Origin of the sequence: Paenibacillus alba, from assembly GCF_013204855.1 — a bacterium.
In the GTDB taxonomy this organism is placed as follows: Bacteria; Bacillota; Bacilli; order Paenibacillales; family NBRC-103111; genus Paenibacillus_E; species Paenibacillus_E alba.
The window spans coordinates 698788-720313 of record NZ_JABMKZ010000002.1; the positions used below are offsets into that span (position 1 = coordinate 698788).

Annotated in this window: 18 protein-coding genes; 2 read left to right on the forward strand and 16 right to left on the reverse strand. The window is 45.8% G+C overall.

Annotated elements, in window-relative coordinates:
- Window positions 1–632: 632 nt before the first annotated feature.
- The 4 genes from HQN90_RS03410 to HQN90_RS39845 all read right to left on the reverse strand — a co-directional run bounded on the left by HQN90_RS03410 (window position 633) and on the right by HQN90_RS39845 (window position 5927).
- On the reverse strand, window positions 633–2939 hold the full coding sequence (locus tag HQN90_RS03410; protein ID WP_173216366.1) for a helix-turn-helix domain-containing protein: 2307 nt from the start codon (window positions 2937–2939) through the stop codon (window positions 633–635).
- Window positions 2940–3001: 62 nt separating this feature from the next.
- Window positions 3002–5386, reverse strand: a complete 2385-nt coding sequence (locus HQN90_RS03415; protein WP_173216368.1) for a glycosyl hydrolase family 95 catalytic domain-containing protein — start codon at window positions 5384–5386, stop codon at window positions 3002–3004.
- Window positions 5387–5526: 140 nt separating this feature from the next.
- A complete protein-coding gene (locus tag HQN90_RS03420) occupies window positions 5527–5799 on the reverse strand; it encodes a glycoside hydrolase family 95 protein (protein WP_420851027.1) in 273 nt (90 codons plus the stop codon).
- On the reverse strand, window positions 5733–5927 hold the full coding sequence (locus HQN90_RS39845; protein WP_420851024.1) for a glycoside hydrolase N-terminal domain-containing protein: 195 nt from the start codon (window positions 5925–5927) through the stop codon (window positions 5733–5735). Before HQN90_RS39845 ends, HQN90_RS03420 begins: the two co-directional genes overlap by 67 nt.
- Window positions 5928–6150: 223 nt before the next feature.
- Here HQN90_RS39845 and HQN90_RS03425 point away from each other — a divergent pair, with 223 nt between their 5' ends.
- Entirely contained in the window at window positions 6151–7074 is a 924-nt protein-coding gene (locus tag HQN90_RS03425) for an AraC family transcriptional regulator (RefSeq protein ID WP_173216372.1), read from the forward strand.
- A 54-nt stretch (window positions 7075–7128) separates the two neighbouring features.
- On the opposite strand, the gene HQN90_RS03430 is transcribed toward HQN90_RS03425, so the two are convergent.
- The 12 genes from HQN90_RS03430 to HQN90_RS03480 all read right to left on the reverse strand — a co-directional run bounded on the left by HQN90_RS03430 (window position 7129) and on the right by HQN90_RS03480 (window position 20608).
- The gene (locus HQN90_RS03430; protein WP_173216374.1) at window positions 7129–8193 is read right to left on the reverse strand and encodes a glycoside hydrolase family 88/105 protein; all 1065 of its coding nucleotides are present in this window, start codon (window positions 8191–8193) and stop codon (window positions 7129–7131) included.
- A 165-nt stretch (window positions 8194–8358) separates the two neighbouring features.
- Window positions 8359–9342, reverse strand: coding sequence for an aldo/keto reductase (locus tag HQN90_RS03435; RefSeq protein ID WP_173216376.1), 984 nt, complete (start codon window positions 9340–9342; stop codon window positions 8359–8361).
- A gap of 146 nt (window positions 9343–9488) precedes the next feature.
- On the reverse strand, window positions 9489–11426 hold the full coding sequence (locus HQN90_RS03440; RefSeq protein ID WP_173216378.1) for an FtsX-like permease family protein: 1938 nt from the start codon (window positions 11424–11426) through the stop codon (window positions 9489–9491).
- Window positions 11401–12171 carry an ABC transporter ATP-binding protein gene (locus HQN90_RS03445; RefSeq protein ID WP_173216380.1) on the reverse strand — a complete coding sequence of 257 codons (771 nt, stop codon included), beginning with the start codon at window positions 12169–12171 and terminating at the stop codon, window positions 11401–11403. Before HQN90_RS03445 ends, HQN90_RS03440 begins: the two co-directional genes overlap by 26 nt.
- A gap of 22 nt (window positions 12172–12193) precedes the next feature.
- On the reverse strand, window positions 12194–13096 hold the full coding sequence (locus HQN90_RS03450; RefSeq protein ID WP_338042268.1) for a sensor histidine kinase: 903 nt from the start codon (window positions 13094–13096) through the stop codon (window positions 12194–12196).
- Window positions 13097–13194: 98 nt separating this feature from the next.
- Window positions 13195–13896 (reverse strand): winged helix-turn-helix domain-containing protein, encoded by a 702-nt coding sequence (locus HQN90_RS03455; protein WP_173216505.1) that lies wholly within the window; start codon window positions 13894–13896, stop codon window positions 13195–13197.
- A gap of 179 nt (window positions 13897–14075) precedes the next feature.
- On the reverse strand, window positions 14076–14636 hold the full coding sequence (locus HQN90_RS03460; protein WP_173216384.1) for an MFS transporter: 561 nt from the start codon (window positions 14634–14636) through the stop codon (window positions 14076–14078).
- Between the two features lie 6 nt (window positions 14637–14642).
- Window positions 14643–16076: an FAD-binding oxidoreductase gene (locus tag HQN90_RS03465; RefSeq protein WP_173216386.1), complete on the reverse strand. Its 1434-nt coding sequence runs from the start codon at window positions 16074–16076 to the stop codon at window positions 14643–14645.
- Window positions 16077–16523: 447 nt separating this feature from the next.
- Window positions 16524–16808 carry a DUF6171 family protein gene (locus tag HQN90_RS38490; protein WP_246362019.1) on the reverse strand — a complete coding sequence of 95 codons (285 nt, stop codon included), beginning with the start codon at window positions 16806–16808 and terminating at the stop codon, window positions 16524–16526.
- A 5-nt stretch (window positions 16809–16813) separates the two neighbouring features.
- Window positions 16814–18307 carry an alpha-N-arabinofuranosidase gene (locus HQN90_RS03470; RefSeq protein ID WP_173216388.1) on the reverse strand — a complete coding sequence of 498 codons (1494 nt, stop codon included), beginning with the start codon at window positions 18305–18307 and terminating at the stop codon, window positions 16814–16816.
- A 557-nt stretch (window positions 18308–18864) separates the two neighbouring features.
- On the reverse strand, window positions 18865–20136 hold the full coding sequence (locus HQN90_RS03475) for an MFS transporter (protein WP_246362022.1): 1272 nt from the start codon (window positions 20134–20136) through the stop codon (window positions 18865–18867).
- 49 nt (window positions 20137–20185) lie between these two features.
- Complete coding sequence (locus HQN90_RS03480; RefSeq protein WP_173216390.1) at window positions 20186–20608, reverse strand: MarR family winged helix-turn-helix transcriptional regulator; 423 nt, start codon at window positions 20606–20608, stop codon at window positions 20186–20188.
- A 229-nt stretch (window positions 20609–20837) separates the two neighbouring features.
- On the opposite strand from HQN90_RS03480, the gene HQN90_RS03485 reads away from it, so the two are divergent.
- Window positions 20838–21464 (forward strand): nitroreductase family protein, encoded by a 627-nt coding sequence (locus HQN90_RS03485; RefSeq protein ID WP_173216392.1) that lies wholly within the window; start codon window positions 20838–20840, stop codon window positions 21462–21464.
- Window positions 21465–21526: the final 62 nt, after the last annotated feature.

Below are 21526 nucleotides of genomic sequence, written 5' to 3' on the forward strand. Positions count from 1 at the left end.
CAGTTTGAGGGTTACTTCTCACCAAGTAAAGTCTCCCCCTCGCTTAACTTACAATATTCCTGCAATTATGCATCCTTTTGCTCTTGGTTTAACCCAAAATCAGTAAATTCCTGCAATTATGCATCCTTTCGAAGCATTTTCCGGACTAAAGGACGAAAAACCGAAAAATTCCTGCACATTTGCAGGAATTCCCGTTTTTCTCGCCGTTTCGCTGAAAAAGCCTGCATTTTCGCAGGTTTCCAAAGGTTCAGCATCCGGGTGAGCAGATCCAGCACCCCCAAGGCAAGCCATGCCTCATGCCTTCCGTCCCCGAGACCCTGAGAAATATTCCTGCAATTATGCATCTTTTTGCTCTTGGTTTAACCCAAAATCAGTAAATTCCTGCAATTATGCATCCTTTCGAAGCATTTTCCGGACTAAAGGACGAAAAACAGAAAAATTCCTGCACATTTGCAGGAATTCCCGTTTTTCTTGCCGTTTCGCTGAAAAAGCCTGCATTTTCGCAGGTTTTCAAATGTTCAGCATCCGGCAGGCAGATCCGGCCTCCCAAGCCCGCCCCAATCTGTACCCCATGCCTCCCGCTCCGGAGCTAAAAATATCTTATCCCTCTACTTCTAACCACCCAGCCCTTTTCAGTCCTCAGCAGACTGCCTAAACGAAGTAGGCGAAACGCCCATCACGCGCTTGAAAGCTCTGCGAAACGAATGTGAGCTGTTGTATCCGACATGCGTGGCGATTTCATCCACATTGAATTCGTTTCGTTTTAGCAGATCAGCCGCATGATCCATCCTTACTTTTTCCAAATGATCGGATAAATTGGTGCCCGTTACTTCTTTAAACAGCTGGGAAATATACTTCTCTGGACGTTCTACTTTTTCAGCGATTCGATATAAATTTAGATCTGGGTCCGAATACATCTCAGCGATAAACTCGTTAATTTGTTTCACGGTTTTGATATGGATATCGCTTTTTTTACTCGAAATGACCTCACACATCGCGAAGATAATATCTGATATTTCTCGGGAAATGATTTCAATCCCATCCTGTGTCTGAATACCAATGATTCGGTCTTTGATTTTCTCAAATAAGGGGGACTCCATCAACGCTTTCTGATCCAGCAGCTTCAGCAAGGTGCCCTTCAATTCGCCGATAAATTGATGCTTCATTTCCATCGATAGCTCTCGATTTCGCGTGTTTTGCTCAATAATGGCTTGGACGATGCGCTCAGCCTCATGGATGTCGCCTGCTCTAATCGTACTGATCAAGCGCAGCTCCACATCAATAGGATAATAATAGGTGTTGCTCTCAATCTGAGTGTCGCTGAACCAGACGATCCCTTTTCGATTCATATAAACGGCGTATTCCCACGCTTGCCTAGCTTGCTCATAGGAACGGCTGACCTCCACAATGGAGGAGAAAGGATCGCTGATTGCTGCTGTAATCGTAATGCGATATTCATTAAAGGCTGATTCAGCCAGCGTATTCATGAGTCCTTCAATATCTTCCTTGCGAATTCCCTCTAGTTCATCCTGATCGACAGGCGTGAAAATGGCTACTATGCGATCAGAGCCTACATCTGTCATTTGAACGTTCAACGGACTGCCAGATTCCAGCAGAAATTGCTTCAAAATAAGCCTGGCGGCATTAAGCTCGTTCAGAATTTCAACGCTATCCATGCCTGAATAGCCGTTAATTTGCAAAATACCGGTATAGCCGGCATTCATATTCAAACCCGTATCCGCTTGCGCCGCAGCAGAAATGCTCTCTTCTCTGGATTGAAATTCCCCGGCGATAAGCCGTTTCAGAAAAGCATCCCGAATGAGCGGAAGCTGGCGATTCAGCTCAGACTCGAGCCGTTTGTTGTTCGTAATAATATGAGAAATATTGCCCTGCAAGAAGTCATATTCATTACGCCCCAGCGTCGCATCCTTGCCGAACTGCTCTTTCATTACACCCAGCAGCTTCGTGATCGGAGCGGTATGGCGATAGGATAGCAGAAGCCCTACCAAGAGCCCAATAAGCAGCGCAACGCCCGTTACAGACCAAGTGATGTATTTAATTTTGTTCGCATTCTCCATTAAATTGTGTCTGGGAATGCCTGCACGATATACCCAACCGGATGATTCGGAACGAATCGTAATGACGAGGTCATCCGCATAAAATTGACTCATTTTCTTTTTATCCAAACGGCTGTCCGAGGATAGCTGGTCAATCTCCTGCTGTTTAATGCCCTGCAAACTAAGCGTACGTCCCTGCGCATCGCTAATATACGTCCAACCGCCATCTGGATCCCGCAGTCCAGAGAGCACGCCATTGATCGTTTGCTCATCGATAACCGTAACCACCATAGCGGGCGATGTATCATTGAAGCTGTCTAATGGGAGCGATTGCATAAAGGTAATCACGGACGTTTGCACGCCATTATTGATAAAAGGACTTAGCGGCAGCATCTCACTTCTATGGGTTTTGTCTAAAATACGGCTTTTCCATTCCTCCAATGATAAATTGGCATAACGCGAGGTCTGGTAATAATGCTCGGGCCGAAAATAGGCATTTCCCGGTGTGATAATCACGTTAAAATTTCTTAAATAAATGTAAAAATGCTTTAAGAAATCATTAGTCTGGCTGTAAGCCTTAATGTCTCTCGTGATTTTCCAGATGCCATACACGTTTGCTTTCTCATCCACTAAGTTTTCGCTCAACAATAAGCTTAAATCTTGATTTAGAGCCAGCTGCCTTGTAAAGCTCTCCACCTCGGCGATTCGCCGCTCCAAAATCTCTTGACTCTTTTGAAGCTGCGTCACTTTATTTTCGATGGAAATGGATTGGGTAACTGAAATTGCTGTACGATAGGACATATAACCGGCAATGCTCGGAATGATTAAAATAACGATATAGGAGATCAAAAATCTCCGAAAAATACGTGAATATTTAGGCACGGCAATTCTCCCTTCCAGAGTGGAAGTTTCGGAAATGCTTTGGATGAATAAGCGGTATTCGCTCAAAATGAATGCTGCGCTCGTATGAACCGAATATGCTCTCCTGGTGTTGTTGGCATCGTGATCATGTGCCCAGATCTTGTTTCTTCTCCGCTTTGGCGTAAGCACCTCACGCCCTGTTCCCATGGGTTATATATACGAAGCTCAGAGACAGCTTCACTATAAATCTCTATCCACTGGATATCGCCTTGCTGCGCCTCTGCACTTACAAGAAATCCGCCTACGGCACGCAAGGTAGAGAACTCCGCACGGGTCTGCAGCGACCAGTTGGGAAAAAAGCGCAGTATACCCTTATAGCTTTGCAGCAAACATTCATTGATAACAGCAGGCAAAGCGAAATTCTCAAACCAGACACCCATTTCTCCCATGTAGCCATACGCTGTCGTATCGGAGTATCTGCCTCCGGATTGCAGCAATTTGTCCGTACAGGTACCATTGGGCAGCATGCAGTAGGCCACGTGACGCTTAAAGCGGTCCAGATCGAGCTGACCTAAGCGAGCCCCGGCAAGATGATAAAAAACAAGATCATTGCCGCCTTCATTGCGGTGATTCCGATAGGAATTAACGGCGATCTCATACGTTTCCGGATCCGAATGCAAGCCATGGTCTTCTCCGGGAAATATCGTCGATACCCCATTAGGGACATTATAGACCACTTCCGGGTCCTCGCTTGGAACAGATACGAATACTTTGCCCCGTTGCGACTGTGCAACCGGATAGTCTGGGAATTTAAGCAAAACCTCTTCAACTTCAGTCAGTAGTTCCGCCTCATCTTCGATTCGCTCAAGCTCGCTACAAGCTTGCTTATAGGCATGAAACAGAAATTTCGTTAAAGTCAAATCCACGATGCAGTCGCTGTTCTTTTTGAAGCCAGGCGTTAGCTCGTAAAGCTCCGGCACCACGGTCGGGAAAATGTGATAACGGTCATCTCCCCAGGATTCGCCGTGCGCATCCGGCCGTTTCATATAATCCACCATAAACAGAACCGCTTCTTTCATTGGCCTGAAAGCCCGATCAGCCAAGAACGTTTTGTCCATCGTATATAAATAATGCCACCACAGGCTCTGCACCGTCCATGGGGTTTCGCATATCTCCCATCCCCAGTGAGGCACTGGATACGGCATTACATTCATCTCAACCGGGTAAGCAGAATGCGGATAGTAAGCACCTCGAAGCCCATAGTAGTCTTTGGCCCATTTCTGGCTAATAGGCAGGACATGGTCCACCATATTCACGTAAGCCAGATGCTTATCCACATGGTTGCTTGAGAACGCGACCCAAAATGGCTGCTGTGTATTATAATTCATATGGTAATCGCCATGCCATTCCGCACTGATCCTACCATAGCTCCAATTGGCAAAAATACCTGGACATGTCGCTTCCGCTTTCACAGAGCAGTGGAAGAAATATAAATTTCGATACCACATTTGCTCCAGAAACGCATCTTCCAAGGCAACACCCGAACGAGACCAGTAAGCCTGCCAACTTCTTTCGGATTCCGAAAAAGCGGATTCGCAAGACTGCTTCGTAGGTGAATCGATCGGCTTTACTATTTCGGTAACGGTTGACGCAAGTCCTTCTTCCAATTGGACACAAACGAAGAAATCAGTTCCACTCCCGAGCCGCAGCTCCAGCTCCTGATCACTTTCCTGAACCGGAATGGCGGCGGAGAGCTTCGCGGATAAGCGAAAGGCGCGGTCTAGGGAACTATCCGCTGACGCTCCATCTTCTTTATTGGAGTACGGCAAAGTTTGATGAAAGGCAACCTCTTTGCTTGAAATATCAACCAAAGAGCGAAAGCGGGGAAGTTCTTGCGGCGTGGAAGGGTCAGGTATAAGCTTTAGTCGATTGACAAAGGAAGCTATCGGATCGGTCATACTGCCCTCTTTCATAGCAACCCATAGGCGATCAGCATGCTGATCAACAAATACTTGGAGCGAAGCAGGTACCCCATGAACTAGAAAATGAATGTCGCATCGTCCATTGTCGATATGTAAAGTATGTCCAAGCACTTCCGTCGTGCGTTGGTCAAAGCCCAGCAGCAAGGAACCGCAGGGCATTGGACGCGGATACGGAAAGCTATAGTTCTCAGCAGCCATAGCCACGTACTCTTTGTACCAGTTCTCTTCACTTAATGAAGCATAATGCTCAGGGATTTCCTTCAGTCTTTCAAACAAGCTCTCGAATGTGCCCAGTTGATCTTGGTTTTGCTCCGCAATTCTTATATCCCAAACGTTGTTATGGCCAAAATGAATAAGCACCGAATCGGGGCGGGTCGTAACAACTGCTCCCAATCCTCCATTGCCCAGCAATGCCCCTTCAAAGAAGTGAACAGCCGGACGATCGTAAACAATTGCATGCTGACTTGCTTGATGTAACGCATTCATTTCTTTAACCTCCCCCAAATTACCTAAGAAGCATTCAACCCTATCTCTATAATGATAGCGCTTACTTGATACACGCTGATTATATCGACTTTGGTTCATGCCGCCTAGGTACAATTGGGGTGCAGAGCATACAAATTTCCTTATTTCTGCTCCGTCATTTGCAGCTTGCTATCGAGTTTGTAGGCTATTTGACCGCCATTCATGCTCACGGTACCCCCATGTGCGACTACTTTGAATATCCCATGGCTGTGTACACCGCATTCGCCATTGCTATGCATCGTTTCAGTCGCATGAGCTTTGAAAATCAACGAATCGCCTGAGGCTGTCTCGCTTACCATACGTTCCGTCAACCGTTCGACACCAAGCATAAAAGAAAGAGAGCCAAGCTGCTCGCTCCATAGATGCGAAACGATAAGGTCATCTGCATGTGAAGCAAACGTTTCCCCCCATAAACAACGGCTCCAAGTCTCCCGTTCCCCAGCGGCAACCCCTGTGACCAATCCTGCGCTGATCTTGTATACCTAAGCTTCCAGTCATTCACGCCTGAAGTCCCCTTTCCATCATCATATACTATGTATCGTGTATGATTTTATCTTAACACCGCCTTTTCCTTCTGTAAAGATGGATGCTCTCTTTTGCAATCGCATACATCTATTGGTTTATTTCTCGGGAAATAATGGGCTTGCGCTTGTCTTTCCGCTATATAATCTCGTATAGTAAAGAGCAAATGAAGAGAAAGACTAACCATCATGGAGGTGATTTTCATGGACCATACTGAGCTTGAATCTGTTCCAGCCTATGCCATTGACACTTATACGAATCATTTTCTTGCCGCTTATCCTGTTCATTGCGAACTTCGTATGGTGCCTTTAGATATGCAGCTTCTTCATTCTCATAACGGGTATGAGTTTTATTTTGTCTTCCAAGGATCAGGCTCCTATATAGTAGGAGACATCTTGTATCCCTTGCATGCCGGCACTTTAACGGTTGTGCATCCGAACGTCATTCATCGCCCTTTTCATGTTCAGGACAAAGAATTCCATCGCTATGTGCTTTCCATTGATGAATCTTATCTCGACAAGCTTCACGCAATATGGCATCCGTCCGATTTATCGATGCAAAGACTCTTGAAAGCGGTACACCCCGATTCCAGTCATTATTTCTTAACGGTTCAACAGCTCAATCAGCTGCAAACCCTCATGTTCGAATTAGAACGTTCCCTGCGGCTTAAAGAACCTCATTTTGAATTAAGTGTTCTAAAAGGAATCTCCGAATTCTTCCTGCTGCTTCTTAGCTTGCAAGGTGATCCTACGTCCATTCGTCCTGTCAAATCAGAAGATGAGCAAATTGTCGGAGATGTGCTTTCCTATCTAATCACACATCACCAAGAGGAATTGTATATTGATGATCTGCTTGCCCGTTTCCCAGTATCTCGCTCCCGATTGTTCAACTTATTCAAAGAGACAACAGGGATCACAATCAAGCAGTTTTTAACGGAGTATCGGCTAAATAAAGCGAAGCGGTTACTAGCTGAAACCGACTTGGCGATAACGGAAATCGCAGCAGCTATAGGCTTCGGCGATATTTCTCATTTTTTTAATGTTTTCAAAAAAGGGACAACGCTCACGCCAAACCAGTATCGCAAAGAAGCAGTGAAACGCCAACTAGGCAACCCAGCGGATGCCTAGTTGCCTGATTCTAACCTTAATTAAGCTTCTCCGACTTGAAGCATTACGAGCCAATCAGCGTTGCGTTTGAGGACTTCCTGCCTTTTGCTTTCTTAGCGACTCGGACAGCAGCATGAGCGCCAGCCCTTGCCCGTATAGCGTTGGATAGATGGCAATCTCTTGATAGGCCGCGATACTCTCCATGACGGGTGTTCCCCCGGAGACCCCTCCCACAATTCCATCCTCCGATATATAGGAAGACACGGCTTGCACGACCCTCTGGGCAGCGGCATCATACCGCGCATGGTTCTCAATCAAACCGATATCCATCGCTTTCCATATCCCGTAGCCGATCCCTGCGCTTCCCGATACTTCGTGATAGAACGCCGGTTGATCCATCACCGTGCTCCATAAGCCATCAGCTTGCTGAAAGGAAAGAAGACCGGCAATCAATCGGGAATAACGTTCCTGCAGCTCACTTGGGATTGGAATGAGCGGAGAAATCTGTTCCACGATCAAAGGAACCGCTGCTGCTATCCAGCCATTCGCTCTTGTCCAGCGCGCAGCCGACATATGATCGCCAGAATTGCAGTTCCAGCCATGAAACAACACACCTGTCTGCTCATCCTGAAGCACTCGAAGGTGAATGAGCACTTGCTGCAGCGCTTCTTCCGCATATTTCGTGCTGCCTTCCAGCGCTGCAGTGCGCGCCAGAAACAATACCGCCATAAAGATCGTATCCGCCCATACTTGCTCAGCGAACTCGGCATTTTCGGTTACCGTGTGCTCGAACGCAAGTTCGCGCGTCCGCGGCGCCTCGGATACCATCCACTCCGCAACCCGGAGTGACTCATTGCGAAACCATGGCTCATTCGTCAAGCGATAAAGCTTAGGGAAAATGGCAAAAGGTGCAACTGAATTAATGACCGTGTTCCCCACAGCTTTCTTCTTATTCTTCTCAACCCAGCTCAGAAGATAATCCAGAACTTCCGGTTGCTGAACAGCCTCATAATACGACAGCAAAGCGATTACACCTACACCAGGCACCCAATCCCAGTGATCGATATCCATTCCCCATTCTCCGCTGTGATCCTTCAGCATTTCTTTCCATACGTTTTCTGCGACTTTCTCCATCGTCATGAAATCAGCTCCTCTTCGGGTTACATAAGCCATACAAATGATACCTCAACTGTATCACCGATGTATCTGAAGAAGCTTGGGGTTCCCTCTTAAAAACATGGGGAAAAGTCCAGATTGATCACGCAATGACACTGTGAATCATGCCAATGAAGCCTGTCAAAAAACCTAATAAGGTCCCCGAATATGATCCTTCACTTGATCATGATAAAATTGCTGAAGACGTTCCAGCTCAGCTGCCGTAAACGAGGCAACTTGCGCCGTCCCAAGGTTATCCTCGACTTGACGCTCATTTTTAAATCCGGGAATCACGCAGGTGATGTTCGGATTGTCCAGAATCCAACGCATGGAAGCTTTCGCCATGTTGCCACGGCCTTCCGCGATCCAAGCCAGCTCTCTGGCCAGCTCGACACCTTTGGCAAAAGGCAGGCCAGCGAAGGTCTCGCCTACATTAAACTGTTCACCGTTCGCGTTGAAATTACGATGATCGTCAGCCGCAAATGTGCTCGTTTCATTAAATTTCCCCGTCAATAAGCCGCTAGCCAGTGGCAATCTCACAAGAATACCTACACCGGCAGCCTTCGCTTGCGGAAACAAAGCTTCCGTAGGCTTCTGGCGAAACAAGTTATAAATCACTTGAAGCGCCTTCACACCCGGCACATTTAGACAGAACAAGCCTTCCTCAACGGTCTCGACACTCACACCGTAATGACGGATTTTGCCTTCCGTTTTTAACTTCTCCAAAACTTCAAATACATGACCATCCTTCAGAATCGCAAGAGGTGGGCAATGAATCTGATAGAGATCAATGCGCTCGCGTTGCAACCGTTTCAGACTATTTTCACAATAGGCACGGACGGACTCCTCTGAATAAGTATGTAAATCATGAATATCACCTGCACGGCAAAACTTCGTGGCCACATGAATGTTGTCTTCTTTACCTTTGGTCGCTTTCGCGAGCAGCTCTTCGGCATGACCGGAGCCATAGACATCTGCTGTGTCGAAGAAATTGACTCCCGCGTCCATCGCTCGGCTCAAACCGTTCAATGCCTCCTGGTCATCCGCATCTCCCCAGCCCCCGCCAATTGCCCAAGTGCCAAAACTGACCTCACTGACTTGCAGCTCCGTATTTCCCAGTTGACGATATTTCATCTGTCTTCCTCCTCCACTTATTCACGATTGCAAAGAAAGAACCGAGTGCACCAGACTGCTCTGATGACAACTCGGTTTTCCGTTCCATGTAACATGGTACTACTATTCCTATTATAATCGTATTCTTGTCGGGCTGTCTAATCGTTTCAAACCATATTATGGTTGACGGCTTGAATATACCGTGCTCTTACGATCAGGAAATAAATGATCTGCAGCGCAAGAAACGCAGTAGTAGCAAGAAACACAGGACCTCTTACATAAGGGATTGAAATATAGTTCAATATAGGTCCAAGTACAACCAAGGACTGAATCGCGGCAACGATAATTGGAATGAAAAAGAGTAAAGCAATCTGCCGTGTCGCGGACTTATTCATCTCTTTGCTGCTGAGACCCATCTTGGACAAGGAACGATACATGATCCCGTCGACAACTAGCTCCGTATGAAGCTTGAAATAGAGGAAGCTTGCCGATGAAATGGAGAAGATTAGAGCAATGAATAAGCCAATGAAGCTGAATAAGGCCATTGCGTTTTTCTTACTGAAGTAAGTCTCGCCTCGGGCAGTTAAATAGTTGCTTGTTTTCCCTTGATCCATCAGCGATTTGTTCCAAGCAGTTAGCGTTTCTCCGACTTTCGTTTCCGGGTCATTCTGGCCGGGAATCCCTTTCTCGTTTATCGTTTTGTAGTGAATAGATGGCAAGACAGCATTTTTATTATTGCTCTTTTCCTCCTTGATTGCCTCATAATCCTGATCAGGCAAGATCAGCACTCTGCCGGCCCAAGTGAGATTCGCAATGGCATCCGTTCTTTGCTTCAGTGCAATTGTCTGGACTGAATTTACACGTTGAATGCCGATGGTTGTCCCTTGAATATCCGCATTCTTTTTCTCAGCTTCCGGGCTTTGCACCAACATTGCCTCTCCATCAGATAACTTCGTAACAGGTGCTGCATCCATCTCTAGTGCAAATTGATTATATTGCTGAAGCGAGACCAACTGCAGGTAGCTTTTTTCGCTTGCACTAATTTTGTTGTAGATTGTTTCGATGGTCGCCTGCTTAAATGTGAGTCCAGCTTCCTTCAATTGTTCATCGATTTCCTTCAATTCATCGTTCAGATGATTGGAATCATTCATCGTATAAGAGATAGCAAACGGGTTGTTTTTATAAGCAGCCTCAGTCGTTTGCTTCGAGGCCAGTACGAATCCGACACTCATACAAGCTAGGGATGTCATCACCGTTACGAGAAATAAAATTCTGGTATTGTCTTTGATTTTGTAGCTCATTTCAGACATCCACAGCAGATTTATCCCTTTCCATGTGAGCTGATGGCTTCGTTGGAGCCTTTTGATCATCCAAACCGAGAGTTGTGAATAGAAGAAATACGTACCAGCAATTCCGGTAAAAGCAGCAACCATTAAGCTGACTGGATTCAATGTCCCCACATGCAGCGACGCGAAACCAATTGCGAGCAGAACAGTCCCAAACAAAGCGAGCCGTGCTGAGGTTTTCGGTTCTTGCTTAGGCTTGCTGCTGCCTTTGAGCAGCTCCAGCACTTTCCTTTTATTAATAAACAGGAGCGTGAATAAGGAAATTGTGAAAAACAATACGCCAAAACATAGGATGGTTAGGAGCATCGCTTTCCCCGGCCAGTAGAATGGCAGCTCGTCAATATCCATTACTTTGGAGCAGATCAACAAAAACAGCTTGGAAAGGAGCAGCCCGAATACAATTCCTATCACGATTGAAAGGGTACCAATCATCATATTTTCAAGAAAAATAAGCCCATTGATCTGCTTGGCTTCTGCACCCAGAATTGTCAGGATGCCAAATTCACGGTTGCGTGATTTTATGAAAACGCCTATCGAATACAGGACGAAGAAAAAGGCGAAAACATAGACGATATAGGTAGCAATGCTCATACCTGATCTAGCCATAGCTCCCATTAGCGTCTCTTTCAATTGAGGATGGTAAATAAAAGCAGAATAGCTGAAGAAGATCATGACCATAAATGCGCTGCTAAATAAGTAAGCCATATATGCACTCGCGTTGCGTTTCACATTGTTAAACGCGAATTGAGGAAAGTTCATTCGTATTGCCTCCCCAGAACGACAGCATATCAATAATTTTCTGAAAAAAGGTTTGCCGGTTGTCTCCGCGATGAATTTCAGCAGCTAATCTGCCATCCTTAATGAATACGATACGATTGCAATAGCTTGCCGCCAAAGGGTCGTGAGTTACCAGCATCAGCGTCGTGCCTTCCTTCTCGTTGATGGCTGCCAAAGATTCCATGACCACACGGGATGCGTTCGAGTCCAGGGAACCGGTTGGCTCATCGGCTAACAGTAGAACCGGCAAGGTAATAATGGCACGGGCTATCGCGGTGCGTTGACGCTGCCCTCCCGAGATTTCGTATACGCGTTTATTTAGAATCTCCGTTATTCCCAGTCGCGCAGCTGTTTGCCTCAGAAGCGACTCCATCTCTTTCAGCGGTCTTCTGTCCAGCGTTAACGGAAGCACGATATTTTCCGCGACCGTCAACGTATCCAGCAGATTAAAGTCTTGAAACACGAATCCGAGCTGTCGCCTGCGAAACAAAGCTAACTCATTTTTTTTCATTCGAAAAGGATCAGCACCTCCGATTTTCACCTCACCTGAAGTTGGGCGATCAATCGTTGAAACCATATTCAGCAGCGTTGTTTTACCGCTGCCAGAGGGTCCCATGATGCCAACGAACTCCCCTTTTTGAATTGTAAAATGGATGTCCGTCAGCGCTTGTGTCGCCACTTTGCCTTCGTACACTTTATTTACTGCCTTCACTTCTAAAATTGTCATATCGAAATAGCTCCTTACTGACTTAATTGGATTCACTTTCCATAGGAACTTTACGGAACATGAGCGTAAGGATTGTCCCCTCGCCAAGCTGTGAAGTGATTTCTACTCGATGGCCAAGCTTTTGTGAAATTTCACGCACCAGATATAGTCCCATGCCGGTCGATTCATGATATTGACGCCCTCGATCCCCGGTAAAATACGGATGGAAAACACGCCCAATATCCTCCTTCGCAATACCGATGCCTTCATCTACGATATGAAGAATAACCTTATCTTCTGAGCTTTCCGCTTTTAACGTCACCTTTTTTCCGGCAGCCCCCGAGTAATTGACCGCATTAATAAGCAATTGGTCCATAATAAAATGAAACCATTTGACATCTGTGTAAATTCGCAGTGTCTCCTCGATTTGGAAATCGGGTACAATGCTTTTGCGGATAAACAGTTTGCGATTCCTTGCTATGGCTTCACTGACTGCACTTTTTAACCATACAGGTTCAACCGTAAAGTCTTGTTCAAATCGTTCTAGCCTAGCTGTATAGAGGACCATTTCTAACCCATTGCGCAGCCGTTCTACCTCTTCTTGAAGATGATCGGCTACTACATCGTCCAACTCAGGCAGAGTCAACTGGATGACAGAAAGCGGCGTTTTCATCTGGTGTACCCAGCGGTTTACGAATGCGGTATGCTGCTCTTTATGAACTTGATGTTGGTGCAACTGCTCGCGATAAAGGGAATCGAATTGCCTCATTCGTTCATAAACGGCCTGAGAAAGCGGGGACTGACCCAAAGAGGTGTGATTATAGTCGATGACATTTTCGGCAGCCGACAATTCCTTATACATCAAACGGTGTGTCGCGTAGCGATAACCTAAGTACAGCACGAGTACAGTTAAGCTGATGAGGATTCCATATAAAATAATGGACATCGGACGATGTTCACCTGTTAAAGCATATAGGAGTGGCACTAGAAGCACTTGGACGGAAAAAAACAGGATCAAAGGGACTTGTTCCTTCCAGAACAGCCTCATGACTGAACTTCCACTGGCTGAAATCGGTATCCGGCTCCTCGAACCGTTTCGATCCAATTGTCACAGCCCAAATCCTTCAGCTTTCTTCGAACTCTCGTCATATACACATTCAAGGTGTTGTCGTCGATAAAATGCTCGTCGTTCCACATGATATCAAGCAGCTTCTCACGGCCAACAACGCGGCCCTCCTTCAGCATCAAGACTTCTAGAAGTGTGGCTTCCTTCTGCGTAAGCTCGACCGTCGCCTCTTGGTAAGCAATGATATACCGCTCCGGATATAAAATAAGCTTAGCGCATTCGATCTTACGCTCCTCTTCTTGAACAGCCGCGTAAGAGCCATAGGCTCTGCGCAGATGACTGCGAATTTTCGCGATAACGATTTCACTGTTGAAAGGCTTCGTGATATAATCATCAGCTCCATTATCGAGTGCCATGATTTGATCCATTTGGCTATCTCTCGCCGAGATGAATAGGATCGGGCAAAGCGATCTGGCACGTATTTGCCGACACCAATAGAAGCCATCATATTTGGGCAAATTCACATCAAGGAGTACAAGATCGGCCTCAGCCTGCAAGAAATCATCCAGGACATGCTGAAATTCCTCGACTACAAACACTTCATAATCATATTTTGTAATGGCAGCACGCAGCATACCCGCAATTTTCGCATCGTCTTCCACAATCAGTATCTTATAGATCTGGACCATCCCCTATAACAATAATGTCTTAACTTTAGCTAATAGGGAGAAAAAAGGGAAATCTTTTTACAATCGGGTACCTATTTACTCGCATATCGTTCCTAATTCGTCATTACCAGTCATACTGTCACTATACAAATCATCGCTGAAGGCAGCCATGGATTTACCTTAAGGTTAGCTTACATCTCCTTTAAGGTTTTGTTCGTACGCCTCTTGCTCGCTTGAAAAGTAACCCAAGCGCTCCATGCATACAGCAGCGCACTCGCGTAAAAAAGCACATTGATTGTAAGCCAATCAATGATGTACCCGCCGAGAATTACGGCAAAGCCGGAGGCCACGGATGTCCAAAAGTGAAAAGCCCCGATCATCGCCCCACGCTCGCCTTCCCTTGTATGATCGGCAATAAGCAGGCGCTCGCTCATCTTTTGCATGGCGTTGCAAACTCCCATGAGCAGTTGTATCGCAAGCACCCATGTGTAGCTCTCCACCCAAGGAAACATAAGCATTGCGGCTGCCATCCCCAGAGAGCTCCAGGTCAGCAACTTGATCCCTTGTCGATCAAGCCGAGGAGCCAGCCATTGCGAGACAGCCGCAGAACTAATGGTAAACACCGCAAAAGCCAGCCCGTACTTCGAGAAGCTGTTGCCCAAATTTTTGAGAAACAGCAAGTAATAAGGATAAATCAAACCAGCCGCTAGTGTCACGATGCTTTGAGAGCGGATAAGCCATTTTGTATCCATTTCCAGCTATTCCCCTTTATAATCCATATAAAAATAGTTCATGAATAGATGATTCGGATCGTATTGCTCTATTTTTCGAAAAAAAGTCTCTTGCGAAGGATAGACAGCCTTAAACTGATCAATCCTCGGATATGCGGCATACGGCAAATAATAGCTGCCACGGTGCTGAATAACTTGATCAATTACTTTTTGAATACCCGTACGTACTTGTGACTGCCCGTGATCTGACAAAGGAACTTGAAACAAACAGACTAGCGCAAACATATCGTCCTTGGCATAAGAAAGCTCAGCTTCTTCATCCTGATTCACATAACGCACTGTAATATTGAGCAGATTCAAATTTTCAGACTTTAACAGCGCCCTGAAATCATTCACAAAACCGGCAAACTCCTGAACAGGCACAAAATACTCCTGCAGCAAATCATTGCTCCCCGCCTGATCGTACGCCATGAAAGCCGACTCCGAACGCATCGCATTATTTCTAGTTACAAGTTTACCTGCTTGTTTCGCGAAAAAAGGTTCCTGCAGCTGCCAAAGCAGCGTTTTGCCCCAGTCAAACGTTCGATTAAAGTTAAATAATAGCTTGGATATCTCAACGCCTGACTCTCGTGTTTTCAAAGTATCATGATCCTGCAAAGGGATGGAACGGTCAACCACATAATTCATGGCGTACATATCGATCAAAAAATGTTCCGGCGCTACCGAAATTCGCGCAATATGCATGTGAATATCGGGATTTGCCTTTACCTGCTCCATAAAATAGGTGGAGTATGCACTTACATCCATTTGATCAAATGCGATTTTATACATTTCATTGTCCGTTAATGAGAGCGTTACGTCCAGAATAATGCCAAAAAGACCATACCCGCCAATTGCGAGCGGAAACAACTCGGCATTGTCAGAACGACTAACCTGTTTGATTTGACCATCCGCAGTAAGCAAACGGAACGACTCCACACTTTTGATAAGTGAACCGTTACGAATATCACGGCCATGCGCATTGACGCTTAGTGAGCCTCCGATTGTAAATATGTTTTGAGATTGCATCGTTTTTACGGCTAATCCATACGGATTAATGTAATCTTGTACATCTTTCCAAGTTGCTCCGGCTTGGACGTTAATGAGCTTATGCTCCTTATCGAAGGACAGCACGCGGTTATAAGCAGTCATGTCCACTACAATACTGTCTTTGTAAAAGGTATGCCCACCCTGGCTATGCCGCTGCCCGGCAATAGAAATGCTCAAATTCTTCTTTTTTGCTTCCTGCAAAATTCCTATCAACTGCTCCTCTTCATGCCCTTTCTTTACACTTGCAACTTTGACAGGATGAAGTCTGCTGTAGTCTGTGATCAAGTAAGGATTTTGGTCCGGAGTGTCATTCCAGAAGTAACTGATCAAACAACATACAGCAAGAAGGAGGAGAGCAAGCCATTTTTTCATGAGAACCTCCTGAGCTTTTGCAAACTACTGATTCCAACTTAACTTTTCCAATTATTCTACCACAATATGGGTTTTCTTGGTTATACCAATGAAGATCCACATCCGCTGTTGCCCAAAATCGAACGGCAAACGGCGAGAACGGCCACCTGTCTGCAAGCAAAAACCTGCGATTGTGCATCTTTTTACGCAAAAAATTCCGCTAATTAGTAAATGCCTGCTAAAGTGCATCTTTTGGAGTCGGATTTATCCGTTTGGGTTGAAAAACAAGAAAATACCTGCACAATCGCAGGTATTTCCCATTTTTCAAGCGACTTTGTTGAGAAAAACTGCATTATCGCAGGTTTTCTCTGTTTCCGCGTGGCATCGCCTCTTATGCGGCGTTCTAGAGCATGCCGATTGTTGGCTGTCTCACCGCCAACCTCCCACGGCTCTCGATTCATGGCTCACTCACGAATCCTCATACTTCTGCCAGCCAATCGTGTTCGAGCTAGCCATAGGACAGCTCTTGTTCTTCAACTTAGCCGTCACTTGCACAATGCAACCACACATCGAACAAGTATGGCCGCCATGAAGCTTGGGGCATTCCCTGCATATTCGCAATCTGTGATCATAAACGGAATCCGGAACACAGTTCGCCTCTTGAAACATCGGCGTTGCTAGAATCCTGTTAATCTGAGCATCTGTGACGTTGTACCCATCCCGGCATCCCTTGCATGAACGATCAGTCTGCATCCGCTTTATTCCGTCGTCAGCTCTAAAACAGTAACAGACATCGGAACCAAATCAACTCGCAAAATGCGACCCTCCAGCGTAAAAGCTGTAAAAGCTGCCGGAGCCACTTGATCGGGATGCTCAAACGTATTGTGTCCATCAACCTTGTCAGCGGACAGGATCGTTCCAACAACTTTCACTTTGTCTTCAACCAAGCCTCGAAGTTCAATCTCTACGGCTGCGTTCGACTGATGGTCCAAATTGCACAAGCTGATATGGATGCGTCCTTCATCATCTTTTGATGCTGAGCTCGATATTTGCGGAATCGCCTGTTTGTCATTTTTTACAACCTGAGATGTTAGATGGATATCGAGCAGTTGTGCATCCTGATGTACTTTGTACATGTCGAACACATGATACGTGGGTGTAAGAAGCATCTTCTCGCCTTCGGTTAAAATGACAGCTTGAAGGACATTCACCAACTGAGCCAAATTTGCCATCTGAACACGGTCACAATGTTGGTTGAACAGATTCAAGGTAATGGCTGCAGCAAGTGCATCGCGAATTGTATTCTGTTGATAAAGAAAGCCAGGATTCGTTCCCGGTTCCACATCATACCAAGTTCCCCATTCATCGACGAGCAGGCCGATTCGCTTCTCTGGATCATATTGATCCATGATGGCAGAGTGTTTTACAAGCAGTTCTTCCATATAAAGCGCTTGCTTCAAGGTGCGTAACCACTGTTCTTCGGGAAACCCCGTTGCTGCGCCCTTCTCCTGCCAGGAATCACCTGTGATCGTGTAATAATGCAGCGTTGTGGAATCCATAAAACGATGAGCTTGCTTCATCAACGTTTCCATCCAATGGTAGTCATCCCCGTTAGGTCCACAAGCAATCTTATGTATGCGATTATCTCCGTAATTTCGGACATAGGTCTGGAATTGGCGGTACAAATCAGCATAATACTCAGGGCGCATATTGCCTCCGCATCCCCAGTTCTCATTGCCGACACCGAAGTATTTCACCTTCCATGGCTCAGTTCTCCCATTCGCTTCACGCAGCTCAGCCATGGGGGACACACCTTCGAAGGTCATATACTCCACCCACTCTGACATTTCCTGAACGGTACCGCTTCCGACATTGCCATTAATGTAAGGCTCACATTCCAGCAGCTCACAGAGCATCATGAATTCATGTGTACCAAAATGGTTATTTTCCACCACGCCGCCCCAATGGGTATTAATCATCCGTTTGCGCAATTCACGCGGACCGATGCCGTCCTTCCAATGATACTCATCTGCGAAGCAGCCTCCAGGCCATCTAAGCACGGGGATCTTCATTTTCTTCAAAGCCGCAACGACATCATTGCGAATGCCATTCGTATTGGGAATGGGAGAATCTTCTCCTACCCATAGTCCTTCATAAATGCAACGACCGAGATGTTCGGAGAAATGACCATAAATATTGCGATTTATTGTACCTTTAACCCTATCCGTGTTGACAGTAATCCGGTTCGTCATGGGAAGTTCGCTCCTAGTATTAATAAATTAATTAATCGATAAGGAAAATTATTAATCAACTACTATCATAAAAGGATATATCTTCTTTTGCAACCGTTTTATTTGCGTACTAAGCAGGGGGACTGTACGGCCTATTTGACAGAATCGGCGCAGGTTGGATGCTCTTCTTCTGGGCAGCCCCAAAAGTAGATTTATTTACTTGGCAGCTTCTTTTTCTTTTTTCACAGCTTGGGAGTGTGGTTGGTGGTGCCCCCAGATAAGAGTCACCAAAGACTTCTATTCGCGAACAATTGCCGCTTTTCATACAAATAGGAGCTTCTAGAGACTCTTATCTCTACATATGAGGGAGTTTTGGCGTGTTTAACCATCGATAAGAGTCTCCAAAGACTTCTATTCGTGAAAAAATGCTACTTTTTATACAAATAGGAGCTTCTAGAGACTCTTATTTGCGAAACAAAGAAGGGCTGCCCACAAGGTCTTGTGACCTTAGGACAGCCCCTTGCTTCGTTGGGATGCTATCTTCTTCCCCGCATATTCTGAAAGCCTCATTAATCTGCTTACGAAACAGCAATTACGGGTTTCCTTGCAATGCGGACTGCCATCAAAGCGGCAATTAAACAAATGAATCCAGCTCCGAGGAACGGAAGCGTATAGCTGCCCAGCCATTCCCGGACAAGTCCTCCGCTGTAAGCCGCTGCGGAAGCACCGATTTGGTGAGCGACGACAACCCAGCCGAAGATCATGCCGGCTTTCTCTCTTCCGAACTCAACAGACGCAAGCTTAACCGTAGGCGGAACTGTTGCGATCCAATCCAAACCGTAGAAGACCGAGAATATCAACAATGAAGTTGGACCTGCATCCAAGGCAAAAGGCAGGAACAACAAAGAAAGTCCGCGCAACCCATAGTACCAGAACAGCAGCCAGCGATTGTCGAATCGGTCCGATAACCAACCGGAAAGCGTCGTGCCAATTAAATCAAACAGTCCCATTAATGCGAGCAGTCCAGCCGCCATAATTTCGGGAATACCATGATCGCCGCAAGCCGGAATCAGGTGGGTACCGATTAAACCATTGGTCGAGAAACCGCAGAAGAAGAAGGTACCTGCCAGCAGCAAGAATGTTTTGTTTTTCAAGGCAGAGAATAAGGTTTTGATAGGCGTTAAAAAGATGCTTCCTTTAAAAGCGTCCGGCTTTGCGACCTCGTCTGCGCCGTATGCGGCAATTCCCAAATCATAAGGATGATTTCGCATCCAAATCGCTACAATACCTATGAGTACTACAATGACAGCTACCGTTGTATAGATGGCATAGCGCCAGCCGATATCTACAATAATTTTGGCAAGGAGCGGCAGGAACAGCAGCTGCCCTGTCGCCGCGCTCGCAGTCAGCATACCAACGACTAATCCTTTTCGCTTCACGAACCATTGATTGGAAACCGTGACACCTAGCACATTCGCCATCATCCCAGTCCCAAGTCCCGCCACTAACCCCCAAAGAATTTGAAACTGCCATAAGTGAGTCATCCAGGGTGTGACAGACAAACTTATCGCTAGAACAGACAACGAAATGAGCATGATTCTTCGAATGCCGAATTTTACTAATAACGCCGCTGAAAAAGGACCAACTAAGCCATATAAGAAAATGCCCACTGAGATAACGCCGGATATCCCGCCTCGCGTCCAACCGAACTCTTTCTCGAAGGGAAGCATCAAAATGCTTGGCATTGCCCTAATTCCCGCTGCGACAAGCAAGGTGACGAAAGTAATCAGCACAACGATCCATCCATAAAATAAAGGGGATGACTTAACACTTGGATTCATTTGATTCATGAAAACACACCCCCAATATTAGTTGTACATACAAAATAAAACGAAAAAATTATTTTTCCAATTCCTCACTCGTCACAACAAGCTGATTTGAAAGATTAACTGCACGCTCATCTCCCAGCACTTCACTGTAGCGTTCTTTTAACCTTTTGGAAGCTTTGCGAATTTCATCTAAAAGTGCTGTGCCTTTGGGAGTGGGATACACGAGCACTGTTTTGCCAGATACTTGGCGTTCAACCAATTGTTTGCCTTCCAATTTATCGATAAATCTTGTCAATGTGGACGCAGCGATATACAGCTTTTCCGCTAGTTCCTTCTGGGAAATGCCGGGCGTGTTATTCACTAGTCGAATTAAATAGCCGTACATCGGGGTCAATCCGGTTGAGGCAAATTCTTCTTCAGCCATTTTGGTGATGGCACGACTTAATCGGTTTGTCGTAAAAAACAAGCAAGTTTGCAAGAAGTCTTCGTCCATGATCGTCACTCCTATCTTAATCTTCTAATTCGTATATGCAGGGTTAATATTCCCTTTTCCATATTTCCTATTTTGTATGTACAACTAATATAAAACGCGATCGTAAATCTGTCAATACAGATCCATAAGAAGCTAAAAAACGACAATGATTGACATATGTCCAAATAAAGCTTATGATTGTCTCATAATAAAGAATCTTAAATTTAAGACATAATTGGAGTGTGTACTTATGAGTGATTTTATATCCATCGTGAAAGAACGTCGGTCAGCCAATAAATTTATTCCGAATATCGAAATTCCGAATGAAGATTTAAATGACATGTTCAATACCGTCAAGTTTGCCCCGTCAGCTTTTAACCTCCAGCATTCCCATTACATCGTGGTAAAAGATCCTACGGTCAAGGATGCTGTCTACAACGCTGCATACAAACAGTACAAGGTCCAATCGGCTTCGGCTGTCATTGTCGTATTAGGCAGTCTCGATGCCTATCAAGATGTGGCCAAAATCAATGAGGGTTTCCTTCAACTTGGTGTATTCAGCAAACAGGAATACGATATGACCGTGGAATCGGTCACTCAGTTTTATCAAGAGCGCGGCGAAGGCTTCATGCGCGATGAAGCTATTCGGAATGCCAGCCTCTCTGCTCAGCTCTTCATGCTCGCTGCCAAGGAAAAAGGCTGGGATACCTGCCCGATGATTGGCTTCGACCCAGAAATGCTAACGCAAGCGCTGAACATTCCAGCTAATTATGTACCAGTGCTGTTAGTCGCTCTTGGGAAGGAAGATACCGAGAAACGCAGACCTCGCGGCTACCGCAAACCGGTAGGAGAATTTGTGAGCTTTGATAAATTTTAAGCATCGCTAGATTAAAAGAAAAACGATGGAACCAGATGAAACATCTGGATGCCATCGTTTTT

What these genes read in the sequence shown, in the direction of transcription:
- HQN90_RS03415 (WP_173216368.1), bottom strand. Translation starts at nt 5,386, where the DNA reads ATGAATGCGTTACATCAAGCAAGTCAGCATGCAATTGTTTACGATCGT.
- HQN90_RS03425 (WP_173216372.1), top strand. Translation starts at nt 6,151, where the DNA reads ATGGACCATACTGAGCTTGAATCTGTTCCAGCCTATGCCATTGACACT.
- HQN90_RS03430 (WP_173216374.1), bottom strand. Translation starts at nt 8,193, where the DNA reads ATGACGATGGAGAAAGTCGCAGAAAACGTATGGAAAGAAATGCTGAAG.
- HQN90_RS03435 (WP_173216376.1), bottom strand. Translation starts at nt 9,342, where the DNA reads ATGAAATATCGTCAACTGGGAAATACGGAGCTGCAAGTCAGTGAGGTC.
- HQN90_RS03440 (WP_173216378.1), bottom strand. Translation starts at nt 11,426, where the DNA reads ATGAACTTTCCTCAATTCGCGTTTAACAATGTGAAACGCAACGCGAGT.
- HQN90_RS03445 (WP_173216380.1), bottom strand. Translation starts at nt 12,171, where the DNA reads ATGACAATTTTAGAAGTGAAGGCAGTAAATAAAGTGTACGAAGGCAAA.
- HQN90_RS03450 (WP_338042268.1), bottom strand. Translation starts at nt 13,096, where the DNA reads ATGTCCATTATTTTATATGGAATCCTCATCAGCTTAACTGTACTCGTG.
- HQN90_RS03460 (WP_173216384.1), bottom strand. Translation starts at nt 14,636, where the DNA reads ATGGATACAAAATGGCTTATCCGCTCTCAAAGCATCGTGACACTAGCG.
- HQN90_RS03465 (WP_173216386.1), bottom strand. Translation starts at nt 16,076, where the DNA reads ATGAAAAAATGGCTTGCTCTCCTCCTTCTTGCTGTATGTTGTTTGATC.
- HQN90_RS38490 (WP_246362019.1), bottom strand. Translation starts at nt 16,808, where the DNA reads ATGCAGACTGATCGTTCATGCAAGGGATGCCGGGATGGGTACAACGTC.
- HQN90_RS03470 (WP_173216388.1), bottom strand. Translation starts at nt 18,307, where the DNA reads ATGACGAACCGGATTACTGTCAACACGGATAGGGTTAAAGGTACAATA.
- HQN90_RS03475 (WP_246362022.1), bottom strand. Translation starts at nt 20,136, where the DNA reads ATGAATCAAATGAATCCAAGTGTTAAGTCATCCCCTTTATTTTATGGA.
- HQN90_RS03480 (WP_173216390.1), bottom strand. Translation starts at nt 20,608, where the DNA reads ATGGACGAAGACTTCTTGCAAACTTGCTTGTTTTTTACGACAAACCGA.
- HQN90_RS03485 (WP_173216392.1), top strand. Translation starts at nt 20,838, where the DNA reads ATGAGTGATTTTATATCCATCGTGAAAGAACGTCGGTCAGCCAATAAA.